Annotated in this window: 16 protein-coding genes; all 16 read right to left on the bottom strand. The window is 66.2% G+C overall.

Translation table 11 applies throughout. The features are described from left to right. Positions 1-20 precede the first annotated feature (20 nt). The 16 genes from B5520_RS11290 to B5520_RS11365 all read right to left on the bottom strand — a co-directional run bounded on the left by B5520_RS11290 (position 21) and on the right by B5520_RS11365 (position 16,931). Complete coding sequence (locus B5520_RS11290; RefSeq protein ID WP_079597157.1) at positions 21-947, bottom strand: RluA family pseudouridine synthase; 927 nt, start codon at positions 945-947, stop codon at positions 21-23. Beyond that, positions 940-1,512, bottom strand: a complete 573-nt coding sequence (lspA, locus tag B5520_RS11295) for a signal peptidase II (protein ID WP_079597158.1) — start codon at positions 1,510-1,512, stop codon at positions 940-942. The genes B5520_RS11290 and lspA overlap by 8 nt, the downstream gene beginning before the upstream one ends. Before the next feature lie 91 nt (positions 1,513-1,603). After that, positions 1,604-2,293, bottom strand: a complete 690-nt coding sequence (locus B5520_RS11300) for a DivIVA domain-containing protein (RefSeq protein WP_079597159.1) — start codon at positions 2,291-2,293, stop codon at positions 1,604-1,606. Positions 2,294-2,467: 174 nt separating this feature from the next. Continuing rightward, positions 2,468-2,755 carry a YggT family protein gene (locus B5520_RS11305; protein ID WP_079597160.1) on the bottom strand — a complete coding sequence of 96 codons (288 nt, stop codon included), beginning with the start codon at positions 2,753-2,755 and terminating at the stop codon, positions 2,468-2,470. A gap of 122 nt (positions 2,756-2,877) precedes the next feature. Continuing rightward, positions 2,878-3,408 (bottom strand): cell division protein SepF, encoded by a 531-nt coding sequence (locus B5520_RS11310; RefSeq protein ID WP_079597161.1) that lies wholly within the window; start codon positions 3,406-3,408, stop codon positions 2,878-2,880. A 90-nt stretch (positions 3,409-3,498) separates the two neighbouring features. Further along, positions 3,499-4,239, bottom strand: coding sequence for a YggS family pyridoxal phosphate-dependent enzyme (locus B5520_RS11315; RefSeq protein ID WP_079597162.1), 741 nt, complete (start codon positions 4,237-4,239; stop codon positions 3,499-3,501). Next, on the bottom strand, positions 4,232-4,921 hold the full coding sequence (locus tag B5520_RS11320) for a polyphenol oxidase family protein (protein WP_079597163.1): 690 nt from the start codon (positions 4,919-4,921) through the stop codon (positions 4,232-4,234). Before B5520_RS11320 ends, B5520_RS11315 begins: the two co-directional genes overlap by 8 nt. 8 nt (positions 4,922-4,929) lie before the next feature. Continuing rightward, positions 4,930-6,168 (bottom strand): cell division protein FtsZ, encoded by a 1,239-nt coding sequence (gene ftsZ, locus B5520_RS11325; protein WP_079597164.1) that lies wholly within the window; start codon positions 6,166-6,168, stop codon positions 4,930-4,932. 185 nt (positions 6,169-6,353) lie between these two features. Then, positions 6,354-7,349, bottom strand: coding sequence for a cell division protein FtsQ/DivIB (locus B5520_RS11330; protein ID WP_079597165.1), 996 nt, complete (start codon positions 7,347-7,349; stop codon positions 6,354-6,356). After that, positions 7,342-8,718, bottom strand: a complete 1,377-nt coding sequence (gene murC / locus B5520_RS11335) for a UDP-N-acetylmuramate--L-alanine ligase (protein ID WP_079597166.1) — start codon at positions 8,716-8,718, stop codon at positions 7,342-7,344. The genes B5520_RS11330 and murC overlap by 8 nt, the downstream gene beginning before the upstream one ends. Continuing rightward, a complete protein-coding gene (murG, locus tag B5520_RS11340) occupies positions 8,715-9,815 on the bottom strand; it encodes an undecaprenyldiphospho-muramoylpentapeptide beta-N-acetylglucosaminyltransferase (protein WP_079597167.1) in 1,101 nt (366 codons plus the stop codon). The genes murC and murG overlap by 4 nt, the downstream gene beginning before the upstream one ends. Positions 9,816-9,821: 6 nt before the next feature. Next, positions 9,822-11,162 (bottom strand): putative lipid II flippase FtsW, encoded by a 1,341-nt coding sequence (ftsW, locus tag B5520_RS11345; RefSeq protein WP_079597168.1) that lies wholly within the window; start codon positions 11,160-11,162, stop codon positions 9,822-9,824. A gap of 2 nt (positions 11,163-11,164) precedes the next feature. Further along, positions 11,165-12,742 carry a UDP-N-acetylmuramoyl-L-alanine--D-glutamate ligase gene (murD, locus tag B5520_RS11350; RefSeq protein ID WP_176156843.1) on the bottom strand — a complete coding sequence of 526 codons (1,578 nt, stop codon included), beginning with the start codon at positions 12,740-12,742 and terminating at the stop codon, positions 11,165-11,167. Next, the gene (gene mraY, locus B5520_RS11355) at positions 12,724-13,833 is read right to left on the bottom strand and encodes a phospho-N-acetylmuramoyl-pentapeptide-transferase (protein ID WP_079597170.1); all 1,110 of its coding nucleotides are present in this window, start codon (positions 13,831-13,833) and stop codon (positions 12,724-12,726) included. The genes murD and mraY overlap by 19 nt, the downstream gene beginning before the upstream one ends. Next, entirely contained in the window at positions 13,830-15,296 is a 1,467-nt protein-coding gene (gene murF, locus B5520_RS11360; protein ID WP_079597171.1) for a UDP-N-acetylmuramoyl-tripeptide--D-alanyl-D-alanine ligase, read from the bottom strand. The genes mraY and murF overlap by 4 nt, the downstream gene beginning before the upstream one ends. Before the next feature lie 6 nt (positions 15,297-15,302). Continuing rightward, positions 15,303-16,931: a UDP-N-acetylmuramoyl-L-alanyl-D-glutamate--2,6-diaminopimelate ligase gene (locus tag B5520_RS11365; protein WP_079597172.1), complete on the bottom strand. Its 1,629-nt coding sequence runs from the start codon at positions 16,929-16,931 to the stop codon at positions 15,303-15,305. Positions 16,932-16,969 lie beyond the last annotated feature (38 nt).

A 16,969-nucleotide genomic window follows, 5' to 3' on the forward strand; every position in this document is an offset into this window, starting at 1 on the left:
CTGGCCACGGGCGGACTGCGTCAGGCCCGGCCCGATCCCAGCACTTCCAGCGCGAACGCCAGGTCCTGCGGGTAGTGGCTGGTGACCCGGACGCGCTCCCCCGTGACCGGGTGGTCGAACCCGAGTTCGCGAGCGTGCAGCCACTGCCGGGTCAGTCCCAGGGTGGCGGCCAGGCGGGGATCCGCGCCGTAGGTCAGGTCGCCGGCGCAGGGGTGGCGGAGGGCGGAGAAATGGACCCTGATCTGGTGGGTCCGCCCGGTTTCGAGGTGCACTTCCACCAGGCTGGCCTTGCCGAATGCCTCGAGGACTTCGTAATGGGTGACCGAAGGCCGGCCGTCCTCGATGACGGCGAAGCGCCAGTCGTGGCCGGGGTGGCGGCCGATGGGTGCGTCGATGGTTCCGGTCAGCGGATCGGGCAGCCCCTGGACCACTGCATGGTAGACCTTGTCCACGGTCCGTTCCTTGAACGCCCGCTTCAGGGCGGTGTAGGCCCGCTCGGATTTCGCCACCACCATCACACCCGACGTGCCGACGTCGAGCCGGTGGACGATCCCCGCCCGCTCGGGCGAGCCGGACGTGGAGATGCGGTACCCGGCGCCGGCCAGGCCGCCCACCACCGTGGGTCCCACCCAGCCCGGGGAGGGGTGCGCGGCAACGCCCACGGGTTTGTCGACGACGACGAAATCATCGTCGTCCAGCAGGATCTTCAGGCCTTCCACAACTTCCTCCACGACTTCCAGCGGGTCCCGCCGCTCCGGCATGCTGACCTGCAGGACGTCACCGGCCACCAGTTTGGCTGATTTGCCCAGGGCTTTGCCCCTGCTCACGACGTTGCCCTCGGCTATCAGGGTGGCCGCAAGGGAACGCGAAATTCCCAGTATGCCGGCCAGCCCGGCATCTGCGCGGGCGCCGGCGTACTCGTCGGCGACGACATACTTTTCAGGCATCGCCGGACTTTTCCCTGGCTTCTGCTGTCTGCCTGGTGCCATCCAGGGCGATGCCGCGCAGCGTGAGGATGCAGATGATGGCCACAGCGGATACGACGGCTGAATCGGCGATGTTGAAAATGGCAAAGTTGGGGAGCTGGATGAAGTCCACAACGTGGCCCATTCCGAACGACGGCTGACGGAACAGCCTGTCGGTGAGGTTGCCCAGCGCTCCGCCAAGCAGCAGGCCCAGCGACAGGGACCACCACATGGAGCCCAGCTTGCGGACCTGGAAGAGGATGGCCACGGCCACCGCTGCCATGATGATGGAGAACACCCAGGTGACATTCTCGCCGATGGAGAACGCCGCACCCGAGTTACGGATGAAGTACCAGTGCAGCAAAGGCGGAAATACCGGGATCCGTTCGCCTTCCACCATGGTGGACGTGACCCAGAATTTGGTCAGCTGGTCCAGCCCGTAGGCAAAAACCGCAAAACCGGCAAAAAGGGACAGCAGCACGGCCCTGCGGGGGCGCGGTGAAGGCGGGACAGGGCGTGCAGCCCCTGCGGCAAATTCGTCAGTCATGGTGCTTTCATTCGTTATACCGGTGTCAATGCCAAAAGCCGGTGGCCGAGGAATCCTCAGCCACCGGCTTTCAGAATACGTGCTTGACGGACTAGTTGGCTTCGCTCACTTCAGGCGTAGCAACCGAACCGCGGGCATCGAGGTCGCGCAGCTGGCCCTCGATGTAGGCCTTCAGGCGTGAGCGGTAATCGCGCTCGAAACCGCGAAGCTGCTCCACCTTGCGCTCCAGGACGGACCGCTGCTGCTCGAGTGCACCGAGGATCTTGCGGGACTTCTCCTGGGCGTCGTTGACCAGGCTGCTGGCTTCGATCTGCGCCTCGGCGATGATCTTGTCCTTCTGCGCCTGGCCGTCGGCAACGTGGCGGTCGTGCATCTGCTGTGCCATGGCCAGCAGGCCCGCGGCTGACTCTGCAGAAGCAGTGGGGACGGCGGCCTGGCTGGGAGCAGCGGGGGCTGCGGCAACCGGAGCGGACGGCTGGACGTCCTTCTTCTTCGCTTCGGCAGCCTTGGCTTCAGCCTCTGCCTTCTCGCGTGCCTCGTCCTTGTCGGACTTGACCGGCGCGGGGACCTTCTCCACCACGGGGGCGGCAGCGGCGCTGGCGGGAACGCTGGATCCTGCTTCGGCAAGCTTCTTCCGAAGCTCGTCGTTCTCCTGGTTCAGGCGGCGGAGTTCAACGACGATTTCGTCCAGGAAGTCATCAACTTCGTCCTGGTCGTAGCCCTCGCGGAACTTGGTCGGCTGAAAGCGCTTGTTGACAACGTCTTCTGGCGTCAAAGCCATCTGGTCACCTCACTGGTCTGGTTAGTCAGTAGGCCTTCCGGCCGTCAAAACTACGGTACCTAAATTTGGTCTGCTTACTCTAATTCAACACTGCGGTGTCAAACGCGAGTTTCTTCGCTTCACAGTAACTGTTCCCGGAGGTCCAGGCTGCGCTGCTAGGTCTTATTTGATGAATCAGGCGAGTCCCCGGGTGATTCCCATCGCGATGCTGACGGCGATGAAGAGAATCAGGAATCCCAGATCGAGGGAGATGCCGCCCAGCCGAAGCGGCGGAATCAGGCGGCGCAGCACTTTCAGGGGCGGATCCGTGATGGAGTACACGGCATGCGCTGCCACCAGTGCGGCGCCCCGCGGACGCCATTCCCTGGCGAACATCTGGACCCAGTCGAACACCAGGCGAATGATGAGTGCTACGAAAAAGAACAGGAGCGCGAGATAGACAAGTCCGAAAACAATTCCCATGACTTAACTCATATCTCCATGTCCATTTGTGGATACCGCGGTGTCCTGCCGATGTTTCTTGTCTATTTCAGCACAGATGCCAGACAGGTGTCCCTGCCTGGCATCCAAATCCTGGCTGATGGTCAGCTTTGGTTGAAGAAGCTGGCCTGGGTGTCACTGGCCTTCTTGTCATCGCCGATGACCTCAACGTACGACGGCGACAGCAGGAATACCTTGTTGGTCACCCGCTCAATGCTGCCCCGCAGCCCGAAAACCAGCCCGGCGGAAAAGTCCACCAGGCGTTTAGCGTCGGCCTCGCCCATGTCCGTGACATTCATGATGACCGGAATGCCGTCCCGGAAGCTCTCGCCGATAAGCTTGGCATCATTGTAGGACCGCGGATGGATTGTGGTGATCTGGCGGAGTCCGGTGGTCTCTTCGCGGCTTGAGGCCGCACGCTTGATGGGGGTCACTGGGGCGCGGTATTCCTCTTCGGGGGTGTAGGACGCTTCGCGGCTGACCTCGCGGACGGGTGCAGGTGCACGGCGCTCCTCGCGGTCAGCTTCCATCGTTTCGTCCTCATCCTTGGGTGTGGTCTGTTGCTCGGACTCGTAATGCTCATCGCCGTCGGCGAGCCCAAGATAGATCATTGTCTTGCGCAGAGCGCCGGCCATGGTCGACTCCTAATCGTGTCCCGTAAGCGGGCCGCCCAATGACTTGACAGCACTGGAGTCCCCCGCCCATCACTTCCAACAGGACCGACGCTACCCCACGGCGGGACGTGTTCCGAGAATATCGGAACCGATTCGCAGGTGTGTCGCCCCGAACATGATGGCTGCTTCGAGGTCCTGGCTCATGCCCGCGGAAATGGCGGTGGCGGCCGGGTGGGCGGCAACCAGGCGTGCGGATACTCCGGCGAGCTTTTCGAAGGCCGTCTCCGGCGGTGCACCCAAAGGGGCAACTGCCATCACGCCCGCCAGCCGGAGGCCCTCGGCGGATGCTATCCGGTCCGCCAGCAGCGGCACGTCGGCGGGACCGGCCCCGCCGCGGTGCGTGCCGGCGTCGTCCTCCAGGCTGACCTGGATGAAGCAGTCCAGGGGCGCCAGCCCCGCGTCCTTCCGCTCAGCGGCCGCGGCCTTTGCCAATGCGTCCACCAGCTGCGGCCGGTCCACGGAATGGACGGCTGCGGCATAGCGGGCCACCGACTTGGCCTTCTTGGTCTGCAGCTGGCCCACGAAATGCCAGGTCAACCCGCAGTCAGCCAGTTCGGCAGCCTTATGGGCAGCTTCCTGGTCCCTGTTCTCGCCGACGTCCGTCACTCCGAGTGCCGCAAGCCGCCGTATGTCTGCGGCAGGATGGAACTTGGTGACCACGATCAGCGTGGGCAGCCGGTCGGCGCGGCCGGCTGATTCTGCTGCGGAAGCTATCCGCCGGTGGACGGCGGCGAGCCTGGCCGCGAGTTCCGCGGCCCGCGGGTCTCCCCCGGCTGATCGGTCGTCAGTCATGGCACCACACCAGCCCGGCAAAGCGCCCGGTGTCCCGGTTACGCCGGTAGGAGTAGAGGGATTCCGTCTCCAGGGTGCAGACCCCGGTGTACGCCACCTCCACACCGGCGTCCTCCAACTGGCTCCGCGCACCGGCGGGGAGATCGAGACCGGGCGTGCCCCACGAGGTGGTGCTCCGGGTGGCGGGCACCCGCAGTGCCACCTCGTCCTGCAGGTCGGCCGGCACCTCGTAGCAGTTTCCGCAGATGGAGGGTCCCATGACGGCCTTGATGCCGGAGGCGCCGAGGGACGTCATCCTGTCCACGGCTGCAGGAATCACGCCGTTGGCGATGCCGGGGCGTCCTGCATGCACTGCAGCAAGGACGGGACCGTCCGCAGACTCGCCGGCGAGCAGCACGGGAATGCAGTCTGCCACCATGACGGCCAGCGGAATCCGGCGGGACACCATGGCGTCCGCTTCAGGGGCCCCGCTGTCCTGGTCAATGACCGCCACTGTGACGCCGTGGACCTGGTTCATGAAGCGCAGGCCGTGAGGCGCCATGCCCAGGCGCTGCTCCAGCTCCTCGCGGCGGCGCTTCACCTGGCCGGGATCGTCCCCCACGTGAAGGGCCAGGTTTCCGGCGCCGGTGTCAGTGAATGCGGCCGACACCCCGGGAAGGATGTCGGCGCGCCAGTGGAACAAGCCGGTGCCTACTTCAGGAAGTCGGGGACATCCAGGTCATCCGAGTGGTTGCCGGTCAGGTCCGGCTCGACGACGGACGGCAGGTCCACGTCGAATCCGGAGTCAGCGGGAATGGCGGAGGGGCGCTGCTGGCCCCAGTTGCTGAGCCCTGCCGCGCCCACGCCGGCGTGGACCGGCTGGACGTTCGACTGGTGGTTCCCTGCAGAAGGCGCCTGCGCCGGAGCGGGGGCGGCCGTAGGAGCGGCGGGCCGCTGCGGGGCCGACTGCGGCTGGGACTGGTCCATGGAGGGCGAAGTGGCCTTGACGTCGTCGAACCCGGCGGCGATGACGGTGACGCGGGCTTCGTCGCCGAGTGCGTCGTCGATGACGGCGCCGAAGATGATGTTCGCCTCGGGGTGGGCCACTTCCTGCACGAGCCGGGCTGCCTCATTGATCTCGAAGAGGCCGAGGTCGGACCCGCCCTGGATGGACAGCAGCACGCCGTGCGCGCCGTCAATGGAGGCCTCCAGCAGAGGGGATGCGATGGCCAGCTCGGCGGCCTTGACGGCACGGTCCTCGCCACGGGCGGAGCCGATGCCCATGAGGGCGGAGCCTGCGCCCTGCATGACCGACTTCACGTCGGCGAAGTCGAGGTTAATGAGGCCGGGCGTGGTGATGAGGTCCGTGATGCCCTGGACACCGGAGAGCAGCACCTGGTCGGCGGAGCGGAAGGCGTCCAGGACCGAGACGTTGCGGTCGCTGATGGACAGCAGGCGGTCGTTGGGGATCACGATCAGGGTATCGACTTCGTCACGGAGGGCGTCGATGCCGGCCTCTGCGGAGCCGGCGCGGCGGCGGCCTTCGAAGGTGAACGGGCGGGTCACCACACCGATGGTGAGGGCACCGAGGGAGCGTGCAATACGGGCGACGACGGGGGCGCCGCCGGTCCCGGTGCCGCCGCCTTCGCCGGCGGTCACGAACACCATGTCAGCGCCGCGAAGCACTTCTTCGATCTCGTCCGCGTGGTCTTCGGCCGCCTGCTTGCCCACCTCGGGGTTGGCACCGGCTCCCAGGCCGCGGGTCAGCTCGCGCCCGACATCGAGCTTGACGTCGGCATCGCTCATCAGAAGCGCCTGGGCATCCGTGTTGATGGCGATGAATTCAACGCCCCGGAGGCCGACCTCGATCATGCGGTTGACTGCGTTCACGCCACCGCCGCCGATGCCGACGACTTTGATGACGGCCAAGTAATTCTGCGGAGCTGCCACGTTACGTGTCCCTTGTTCGTGTCTTATTGCGAAAACTGATGGTGAGCTTGAAGCCTGCAACGTTAACCTTCGGGTTGAAGGTTATAGTTATGTCAAGTAACTCTTGTCTGTGACGGTATTTCCTCTGCTTCCCACATTCAATAACCGGGTCCGCGTGTCGGATTAATACCGGTAAAGATTGGGGTTCAGCGCGTCACAGGATGCCGGGGCACGCTCACGTCGTACACCCTGACGGGATTCTTCGGATCGGCCGGAACCTTCAGGAGTGCCTCCAGAACTTTAGCCTTAAGTTCCCTCTCCGAGGCATTGCCCCAAATGATGGTCTGGCCGTCCACGAGCTTCAGCTCCACGGCATCCACGGACTGCGCGGACGCGTTGGACAGCTTGGCCAGCACGTCGGCGGGCAGGGCGCCCAGGACCGCGGCCGTGGCGCGGAACAGGTCCTGGCCGATGGCTCCGGCACCGCCGTCGATCACGGGCAGCGACACTGACGCCGGATCGTCCGTAGCGGCCAGCTGCACCCCGTCCACATCCACCAGCTGGTACTGCTCCCCCTGCTTGACCAGTGCCACCGGGACGCGCTCCCGCACGGCAACAGCGAGGCCCGACGGCGGCCGGGCTTCAGCGGAGACCGCCTTGACCTGGACCAGCGGCTGGAGAAGCCGGCCTACTTCCTCGTCCGTGATTTGGGGCAGCGGCTTGCCGCGCAGGGGTTCCAGCGCGGCCTGCACCTGGGCAGGAGTCAGGAGCCGCGTACCGGAAACGGAAATGGTGTCCACGGCGAGCACGGGTGAATAGACCGCCCCGGTCAACAGGCCTGCCACGACGGCGGCCACGGCGGCGAGAACCATCAGCAGGTTCCTCTTGCGGCGCTTGCCCTTGGGCTCCGGGAAGGTCAGAACGTTCGCGGCGGACTCGGCTGACGGCTCCGCCTGTTTGTCCTTGCTGCGCCCGGCGAACCGGGGTTTCCGCGGGGCTGCAGTCTTTGTGGACCTTGCAGTCTTCGGCGGCCTGGCCTGTTGTGCCTGTGCTGCATCGGGAACGCTGCGTGAAGCGGAAATAACGTCGTCGCTGCCCGTGGAGGTGCGGCCGGACGGCGGCGCCGTTCCGTTGCCCGCACCGGTTGCCGAACTCCCGCTGCGGCCGGCCGGCCGGTAGGTGGGACGGCGGGTGCTAGCCATGCAGGGCCTCAACGATCAGCGGCCCGTAGGCCGTGACATCCCCCGCACCGGCGGTCAGCACGATGTCGCCGTCGGACGCGGCAGCCGCCAGGGCTGCCACGGCCTCGGCCGCCGGTATCAACCGTCCGCCTTCACCCAGGTAGTCGGCAATGAGCTGGCTGGTAACCCCCGGAATCGGGTCCTCACGGGCCGGATAGATGTCCAGCACCAGGGCCGTATCAGCGAGGTTCAGCGCCTCCGCGAAATCCTGGGCGAATTCGCGTGTCCGGGAAAACAGGTGTGGCTGGAAGAGCACGTGCACCTTGTGGCCTCCTGCCACCGAGCGGGCGGCAGTAAGGGCTGCCCGCACTTCGGTGGGGTGGTGGGCATAGTCGTCGAAAACCCGCACTCCCCTGGCCTGGCCCTTCAGTTCGAAGCGCCGGGAAGCGCCCGAAAAATGGGCCAGGGCAGCGGCGGCCTCCGCCGGTTCGACGCCCAGTTCAAGGGCCACCGCAAATGCGGCTGCGGCGTTCAGGGCGTTGTGCCGGCCCGGGACCTGCAGGGAAAGCCCAAAGCGGCCGGCCGGTCCGGACACCGCCACCTGGCCCGGGCCGTCGTCGTGCAAAACCAGCTCTGCCTCCTCACTGGTTCCGTAGAGGACCACGCGGGTGTTGCCGCGCGCCCGCGTCCGCTCCGCCAGTGCCAGGGCCCCGGCGTCGTCAGCGCAGACAATCAGCACCCCGTCAGCGGGAAGCAGCGCCGTGAACCGGTCGAAGGACTCATACACCGCCTCGGCCGTGCCGTAGTGGTCCAGGTGGTCCGGCTCCACATTGGTGACCACGGCTATCTGCGGCCGGTAGTTGAGGAATGATCCGTCCGATTCATCCGCTTCTGCCACAAAGACGCCGGAACTCCCGTGCGCGGCATTGACGCCAAGTGATGGAACGTTGGCTCCAATGGCAAATGAGGGGTCCAGGCCCGCCCCCTGCAGCAGGACGGTCACCATCGAGGTGGTGGTGGATTTTCCATGGGTTCCCGCCACGGTCACCACCAGGTCCTCCCCCATGGTGGCTGCCAGCGCCTCGGACCGGTGCAGGACCGGCAGCCCTGCCTGCTTCGCGGCGGCCAGCTCCGGGTTGTCCGACCGGATGGCCGAGCCGGCCACCACTGTCCGGGCATCACCCAGGTTGGCGGCGTCGTAGCCGACGGCGATGCGGGCGCCGGCCGCCGCCAGGTCCGCCATCACCGGCAGGTCCTTGGCGTCGGAACCGCTCACAGGGACCCCCCGGGCCACCATGATCCTTGCCACGGCGGACATCCCGACACCCCCGACGCCGATGAAGTGGACCTTGCCCAGGGATTCCAGGGCGGTGGGGTTACGGGGGGTCATGCGGATACCGCTTCCAGGACAAGACCAGCCATGCGCTGGTCAGCGTTTCGAATGCCAAGCCGGTAGGAATTGGCTTCCATGGTGGCCAGCCGGGCTTTGTCGGTGACCAGCGGAATGAGTTCCGCTGCCACCCATCCCGGGGTGAAATCCCTGTCGGCTACGAGCAGTGCGCCGCCTCCTGCCACGAGTCCGGCAGCGTTCAGGGCCTGTTCCCCGTTGCCGATGGGCAGCGGCACCAGGACGGCGGGGACTCCGACGGCGGCAACCTCACAGACCGTCGCGGCACCGGCACGGGCCAGCAGCACATCCGCCGCCGCGTAGGCCAGCTCCATGCCGTCGACGAATTCAACCTGCCGGTAACCTTCGGCAGCGAGGGGCTGGCCGGCGTCGTCCAGAACGGTTTTGCCGCGCCCGGTGATGTGCAGCGTCTGGATACCGGCGGCGGCCAGTTGCCCCACGGCAGCGGCCACCGCCCGGTTAATGCTCTGCGCGCCCAGGGAGCCACCCGTGACGATCAGTGTGGGCTTTCCGGGGTCCAGTCCCAGCGCCTGGCGGGCGGAAGTCCGGGCTGCTGCCCGGTCAAGTCCGGAAATTGCGGTACGCATGGGCATGCCCACGTGCACCGCATTCCGGAGCGGGGTGCCTTCGAAGGCAACTGCCACGCGCTTGGTCAGCCCGGCCCCCACCCTGTTCGCCAATCCGGGCCGGGCGTTGGCCTCGTGGATCACGATGGGGATGCGCCGTTTGCGGGCGGCCAGGTACATCGGCGTACAGACATAGCCGCCAACGCCTACCAGCACGTCAGCTCCTGCCTCATCCAGGATGGCGCCGGCCTGCCGGATGGCTCCCGCCAGCCGTGCGGGCAGCCGGACCAGGTCAGCGGATGGCTTCCGGGGGAACGGCACGCGGTCGATCGTGGCCAGTTCAACACCGGCAGCCGGGACCAGCCGGGTTTCCATTCCGTTGGGTGTTCCGACGGCGAGGAGCGCCGCGTCCGGGGATGCTGTGCGCAGGGCTGCGGCGATGGCGAGGAGCGGGCTGATGTGGCCGGCTGTTCCGCCACCCGCCAGGACGATGGAGGGGTTGTTCGGGGTCATGTCGGGTCAGGCACGCTTTCTTGCAGTCTTTTTCTTCGGGGCCGTTCCGCGGCCCTTGGCCTTGAACTTCAGCATCTTCTTCGGCCGGATGGCCGGGGCCATCTGTTCCCGGGCGAGCGACAGCACAACGCCGATGGCGCAGAGCGACATCAGCAGCGCGGAGCCGCCGTAGGAAATGAAGGGCAGCGGCACGCCGATGACGGGCATCAGGCCCGTCACCACGGACATGTTGACCGTGGCCTGGCCGAGCAGCCACACCATGATGGTTCCGGCCAGGACCCGGTGGAACATGTCCTCCTGCGCCACCACCACGCGGTAGATCGCAGCGCCGAGAATGGCAAAGAGGATGAGGACGACGACGGTCCCCACCAGGCCGAGCTCCTCGCCGATGATGGCGAAGATGAAGTCGTTGTGCGCTTCCGGGATCCAGCTGTACTTCTGCCGGCTCTGGCCCAGCCCGACACCAAACCAGCCGCCCGATGCCAGCCCATAGAGGCCGTTGGTTGCCTGGTAGTTGGCGTCGATGCCGTCGGCGCAGGATTCCCCGGTCCACCATGAGGTGATGCGGCACATCCGGTTGGAACTGGTGACCGCCATGACGGCTGTCCCGGCCACTGCCACGAGGCCGGCAATGCCGAAAAGGTAGAGGGGCGCCCCGGCAAAGAAGAGCGCGGCAGCGGTAATCATCATGATGATCATGGCCGTTCCCAGGTCATTTCCGACCAGGACCAGCACAACGATGATGATCGCCATGGGCACGGCAGGGACCGCCACGTGCTGCCAGCGGCTGAGCAGCCTGCCCTTCCTGGCCAGCACCGTGGCCATCCAGAGCGCGAGGGCCAGCTTTGACGCCTCCGACGGCTGGAAGGTGATGCCGCCGATGTCGATCCAGTTCTTGTTGCCGTTGACCTCCGCGCCCACAAGCTGCACCAGGCCCAGGAGGACCACGGCGGCAATGATGGCGAGCCACGCGAGCCGCTTCAGCCACACCACGTTGATGCGCGACAGCGCGAACATGGTGAAGATGCCGATGCCGGCAAACATCCCCTGCTTCAGTGCGTCCCCGTAAGGCGATTTGCCGGCCGCGATGGATTCCACGCTGGATGCGGAGAGCACCATCATGATGCCAATGGCTGTCAGGGCAAGGGTGGATCCGAGGATCAGGTAGTACGTGGAGCCGTTCCTGGAGGTTCCGTTGCCCTCGAGGGCGGACCAGAACCGGCGGTACATGGTCCGCAGCCTTGCGGGAAGCGTCGCCGGCGGCCGGACGGACGTGGCCGTGGACCCGGGGCCTTGTTTGCGGGCCTGCTGTTTTTCTGGCTGGGGCCGGGTGGGCGTACTGACCATTGTTACTCCTCGCCGGTCTGGGCCTGCCCTTCCACCAGCTCGCGGACAGCTTCGATGAAAGTGTCGCCACGGTGAGCATAGGAAGAGAACTGATCCATGGACGCAGCTGCCGGAGCCATCAGCACAGTGTCGCCGGGTTCGGCCACCTGGGCTGCTGACGCTACGGCCAGGGACATCACCCGTTCTCCGGATATGGAAGAACCGGCATCGACGGCGCCAGGACCTGCAGCAGTCTGCACCCCTTCAGTGTCACCCGGCAGCGCCGTGATGACCGGGACATCCGGCGCGTGTCGCTGGAGGGCACCGGCCAGCACCCCCGGGTCAATGCCGATCAGCACGACGGCCTTGAGCCGGTGGGCATGCTCCCGCACCAGGTCGTCGTAGGTGACGCCCTTGGACAGGCCCCCGGCAATCCAGACCACATTGGTGAAGGCGGCCAGGGAGGCGGCCGCTGCATGCGGGTTGGTTGCCTTTGAGTCGTTGACCCAGAGCACGCTGTTGTGGCGCGCCACGGGCTGGATGCGGTGGTCGCCGGGAATGTAGTCCCGGATGCCCTGCCGGACCGCGGAGGCCTCCACGCCGTAGGCCCGGACCAGTCCGGCAGCAGCGAGGGCGTTCGCCACCATATGGCGTGGAGCAAAGGCGCCGAGGTCGTTCATGGCGGCGAGTTCGGCCGCGCTGTCCCTGCGCTCTTCGATGAACGCGCGGTCAACGAGGAGCCCCTCCACCACACCGAGCATGCTGATGGCGGGAGTCACCGTGGTGAACCCGACCGCACGGCATCCTTCCACGACGTCGGCGTTTTCCACCATACGCTCGGTTTCAAACTGCTCCGCATTGTAGATGCAGGCCTTTTGGGTGCGTTCGTAGACCTTGGCCTTGTCCGCGAGGTACGACTCATAGGAGCCGTGCCAGTCAACGTGGTCCTCCGCGACGTTCAGGCAGACACTCGCCACCGGTGACAGGGATTCCGCCCAGTGCAGCTGGAAGCTGGAGAGCTCCACCGCGAAGACGTCGTACTCCACGGGATCCCGGATCGCATCCAGAATCGGAGTGCCCACGTTTCCAACCGCGATGGCTTTCAGGCCGGCGGCGCGGAGCATGGATTCGGTGAGGCCCACGGTAGTGGTTTTTCCGTTAGTGCCGGTGATGGCCAGCCAATCGGCGGTTTTCCGGCCTTCCCTGGTGCGCACCCGCCACGCCAGTTCAACATCGCCCCACACCGGGATGTGGGCACGGGCGGCGGCGGCGAGGAGTGCCTGGTCGGGGCGCCAGCCGGGGGACGTGACGATCAATTCCGGCAGTTCGCCGTCGATCCGGGGTATCCGGGCCACGGCGTCCTCCCCCAGCAGGACGTCTGCGGCGCCCACGATCTTCAGCGTGTCCGCGTGCGCCCTCGCGGTGTCGCTGGTGGCGGCGTCGACGACCACCACGCGCGCACCCAGTTCGATCAGAGTGTCTGCCGCGGCGAAGCCGGACACGCCGATGCCGGTGACTGCCACACGCAGCCCTGCCCAGTCGGAGTCCCAGGAGACAAGGTTCTTGAGGCGGGGGGAAACGGTCACAGCAGCACAACCCATTCAGCGTAGAAAATGCCCAGGCCCACGGCCACGAAAAGTCCGCCCAGGATCCAGAACCGGACCACCACGGTGACTTCAGCCCAGCCCTTCAGTTCAAAGTGGTGCTGCAGCGGCGCCATCTTGAAGACGCGTTTGCCGCCGGTGACCTTGAAGTAGCCCACCTGGATGATGACGGACAGGGTGATCAGGACAAAGAGGCCGCCGATGATTCCAAGCAGCAGTTCGGTCCTGGACAGGATGGCGAAACCGGCGATGGCACCGCCGATGGCGAGGGATCCGGTGTCTCCCATGAAGATCTTGGCCGGTGAAGTGTTCCACCAGAGGAAACCCACCAGTGCGGCGCTCATGATGGCGGCCAGCAGGGCAAGGTCCAGGGGGTCCCGGACGGAATAGCAGCCGCTGCCGGCTTCCCGTGGTGACCCGCAGGCTTGGTTGCTCTGCCAGATTCCCATGAGGGTATATGCGCCGAAAACCATCACCGAGGCGCCGGCGGCGAGGCCGTCAAGGCCGTCCGTCAGGTTCACGCCGTTGGTGGCTGCAGTCACGATGAGGTTGGACCAGATGACGAACAGGATGGCGCCAAGGACGGTTCCGCCGAAGGCCAGGTCCAGCCACGGCAGGTCGCGGACCAGGGATATTTTGTAGGAGGCAGGCGTGACGCCGTCCTCGTTGGGGAAGTTCAGGGCCAGCACGGCAAAGATGATGCCCACGGCCGCCTGCAGGATGAGCTTCGCCTTGGCGTCGAGCCCCAGGCTGCGCTGCCGTGAAATCTTGATGAAGTCGTCCAGGAAGCCAACAAGCCCCATGCCCACCATCAGGAACAGCAGGATGAGCGCGGATGCGGAAGGCCCGGGCGAATCCGGGTTCATCATCAGCATGATGAGGTGCGTCAGGCCGTAGCTCAGGAGCACGGCCCCCACCACCACGGTCCCGCCCATGGTGGGCGTGCCGCGTTTGGTGTGGTGGGAGGTGGGACCATCGTCCCGGATGAACTGGCCGTAGCCGCGGCGGACCAGGAGCCGGATGAAAAGCGGGGTGCCCACCAGGGCGCACAGGAGTGCCAGCCCGGCGCCGATCAAAAGTGCAATCACAGCAGAGTGCTCCTTTCATCGGCGGGTTGCGGGGTTTGTGGGGGTAATGCTATCCGATCACCCAAATGCCGAAGTCCCACGCTGTTGGAGGACTTGAACAGCACCAGGTCTCCGGGCTGGAGTTCGGCATTGAGAAGTTCGTAAGCCTCATCGGCGGTTTCCGTGAAGATGCATTCGTCTCCCCAGGACCCTTCCTGGACGGCCGAGACGTAGAGGGCTCGGGCCTGCCGGCCTACCACCACCAGCCGGGAAATGTTGAGGCGGACCACCTGCGTGCCCACCACCGTGTGTTCGCGGATGGAATCTTCGCCGAGTTCCAGCATGGCGCCCAGGACAGCCCAGGTGCGCCGGCCGCGGCCCAGGTCCGCCAGGGTCCGAAGTGCGGCCCTCATGGATTCCGGGTTGGCGTTGTACGCGTCGTTGATGATGGTGACGCCGTCGGCGCGCTCGGTCCGCTCCATCCGCCAGCGGCTGGCAGCTGCCTGGCGGCCCAGGGCGGCGGCGATGTCGGCGCCGGGAACCCCGGCAGCGAAGGCGGCTGCTGCCGCCGCGAGCAGGTTGCCGGTGTGGTGGGCGCCTATGAGGCGGCTGCGGACGTGGTGGGGCCCATCCCCGCCAGGCAGCAGGAGGTCGAATTCAGGGTTTCCTTCGCCGTTGGTGTCGGCGTTGAGCGCCTGCACCGCCGCGTCGCCGCGTCCCTCCGCAGAGAATCCGAGGACCGCTGCTGTGGTGCGGCCGCGCATGGCAGCCACCCTGTCGTCGTCGAGGTTAATGATGGCTGTTCCTGTGGCGGCCAGGCCTTCCACAAGTTCACCCTTGGCCCGGGCGATGTTTTCCACTCCCCCGAATTCGCCTGCATGGGCTGTGCCGACGGCGAGGACCACCCCAATGTCCGGTTTGACCATGTCGGCCAGGTACTTGATGTGTCCCACACCGGTGGCACCCATCTCGATCACCAGGTAACGCGTCTCCGCGTCCGCCAGGAAGACCGTGAGGGGCACCCCGACTTCGCCGTTGTACGAACCCTGCGGGGCCACGGTCTTGCCCTGGGTGGAAAATATTCCTGCCAGCAGGTCCTTGGTGGTGGTCTTGCCGGCTGAACCGGTGATGCCTACCACGGTGAGTTCCCCGCCGGCTTCTGCCCGGGCGTCACGGATCCGGCGCACTGCCTCGGCAGCCAGCGCACCCATGGCCAGGACGGCATCAGGTACCAGGACGGACGGGTACGGCGTTCCGTCAGGTGCTGCCACCGGCCGCTCCACCAGGGCCAGGACAGCCCCGGCCGCGAAGGCAGCAGCAATGAAGTCGTGGCCGTCCGCGTGCTCGCCCGGTTTTGCGACGTAGAGCGAGCCCGGTGTGGCTTCGCGTGAATCCGTTACCACCGAAAGGGGCGTGATTCCGGGATCGGCGTCCAGGCGCCCGCTGGTGATTTCGGCGATTTCCGCCGCAGTAAGTGCAATCATCTCGGTCTAGGACTCTATCCGGTCGGCTTGGAGAACGTTGAATCCCCTGGCTGTCAAGGCGCTGCGCAGTTCCACCCTGTCATCGAGGGCAAGGTTGACCCCCTTCACTTCCTGCCAGACCTCGTGCCCCCGGCCTGCCACGAGGATGGTGTCCTTGGGCTGCGCCAGTTCCACGGCGCAGCGGATCGCTTCATCCCGGGGGAACACCTCCAGCACCTCGCAGGGAAGGGCATCCTTGTCCCGGGCTTCCTGCGCACCGGCCAGGACGTCGGCACGGATGGCGGCCGCATCCTCATCGTGGGGATCGTCGTCGGTGATGATGACGGTGTCGGCAAGGCGGGCTGCGATGGCACCCATGGCCGGCCGTTTGCCCTGGTCGCGCTGGCCCGTGGCACCAAAAACCACGATCAGCCGGGAGCCGGCCTCGGGGGAACGGACAGCCTCCAGCGCCCGGGCGAGGGCGTCGGTGTTGTGGGCGAAGTCCACCACCGCCGCGGGCTGCTCTGATACCAGTTGCATGCGTCCCGGCACGGCAACCGTGAAGGGGTCCGCCGCGTCGAGTGCCTCCTGCAGGGTTGCAGCATCCACGCCGGAAACGAGCACCATGATGACTGCCAGGGCAGCATTGGCCACGTTGAAGCTGCCGGGGAGGCCGGTATGGACGTTGAGTACAGTGCCGCCCGGTCCCGTGAGCGTAAACTCCGTACCCAGCCCGCGCGGCGCCGTTGCCGTCACTGTCCAGTCAGCGGACGTTCCCGGAGCCGTGCCGAGGGTGGTGACCGGCACGCTGCCGCTGCCGGCAAGCTTGCGGCCCCACTCGTCGTCGACCGTTACCACTGCCTTGCGCGCGCGGCCTGGCGTGAAAAGCTCGGCCTTCGTGGCGAAGTATTCGTCCATGGTGTGGTGCAGGTCAAGGTGGTCCTGGGTGAGGTTGGTGAAGCCGGCGACGTCGAACATCACCCCGTCCACGCGCTGGAACGAGATGGCGTGGGAGGACACCTCCATGGCCGCCGCAGCCAGTCCCCTCTCCTTCATCAGCGCGAGCAGTCCGTGGACGTCAGGAGACTCCGGGGTGGTGAGCACGCTCGGAATGGGCTCGCCGCCGGCGAGGATTTCTATCGTGCCAATCAGTCCGGCCGGCTTGCCCAAGGCCCTCAGCAGGGAGTTGATGAAGTAGGTGGTGGTGGTTTTACCGTTGGTGCCGGTGACCCCAAACATTTGCAGTGCACCGGCACCGCTGCCGTAGACCATGGCTGACAGCGGACCCACCACGTTCCGCGGAGATTCCACAACGAGCACCGGCACGGAGGTGTCGGCCGACAATGCCAGCAGGCGGGCGCCGGCATCGTCCGTCAAAACCGCAACTGCCCCGGCCCCGATCGCCTGCGCAGCAAAATCGGCGCCGTGCCGGACGGCGCCGGGAAGGGCGACATACAGATCCCCGGGCTCCACCGTGCGGGAATTCAAGGACACCCCGGTGACCAACGCGTCCGCAGCAGCCCCGGGAACAGCGACGCCGATTGCGTCGCCAATGCTGTCCAGGCGGACCGCCTTTACGGCAGAGGGCCTGAACCGGACCTTGCTGGCAGGAGCCGCGGGCGCGGTACTGCTCTCGGACGCGTTGAATTCTGACAAGGGATCTCCGATGGTGCTAGTGAATCGTGCCCGGCATG

The organism is Arthrobacter sp. P2b, assembly GCF_900168295.1.
Lineage (GTDB): Bacteria > Actinomycetota > Actinomycetes > Actinomycetales > Micrococcaceae > Arthrobacter.

Excerpts from the sequence above, each read along its gene's own strand:
- B5520_RS11290 (WP_079597157.1), bottom strand. The coding sequence starts at position 947 with ATGCCTGAAAAGTATGTCGTCGCCGACGAGTACGCCGGCGCCCGCGCA.
- lspA (WP_079597158.1), bottom strand. The coding sequence starts at position 1,512 with ATGACTGACGAATTTGCCGCAGGGGCTGCACGCCCTGTCCCGCCTTCA.
- B5520_RS11300 (WP_079597159.1), bottom strand. The coding sequence starts at position 2,293 with ATGGCTTTGACGCCAGAAGACGTTGTCAACAAGCGCTTTCAGCCGACC.
- B5520_RS11305 (WP_079597160.1), bottom strand. The coding sequence starts at position 2,755 with ATGGGAATTGTTTTCGGACTTGTCTATCTCGCGCTCCTGTTCTTTTTC.
- B5520_RS11310 (WP_079597161.1), bottom strand. The coding sequence starts at position 3,408 with ATGGCCGGCGCTCTGCGCAAGACAATGATCTATCTTGGGCTCGCCGAC.
- B5520_RS11315 (WP_079597162.1), bottom strand. The coding sequence starts at position 4,239 with ATGACTGACGACCGATCAGCCGGGGGAGACCCGCGGGCCGCGGAACTC.
- B5520_RS11330 (WP_079597165.1), bottom strand. The coding sequence starts at position 7,349 with ATGGCTAGCACCCGCCGTCCCACCTACCGGCCGGCCGGCCGCAGCGGG.
- murC (WP_079597166.1), bottom strand. The coding sequence starts at position 8,718 with ATGACCCCCCGTAACCCCACCGCCCTGGAATCCCTGGGCAAGGTCCAC.
- murG (WP_079597167.1), bottom strand. The coding sequence starts at position 9,815 with ATGACCCCGAACAACCCCTCCATCGTCCTGGCGGGTGGCGGAACAGCC.
- ftsW (WP_079597168.1), bottom strand. The coding sequence starts at position 11,162 with ATGGTCAGTACGCCCACCCGGCCCCAGCCAGAAAAACAGCAGGCCCGC.
- murD (WP_176156843.1), bottom strand. The coding sequence starts at position 12,742 with ATGGGTTGTGCTGCTGTGACCGTTTCCCCCCGCCTCAAGAACCTTGTC.
- murF (WP_079597171.1), bottom strand. The coding sequence starts at position 15,296 with ATGATTGCACTTACTGCGGCGGAAATCGCCGAAATCACCAGCGGGCGC.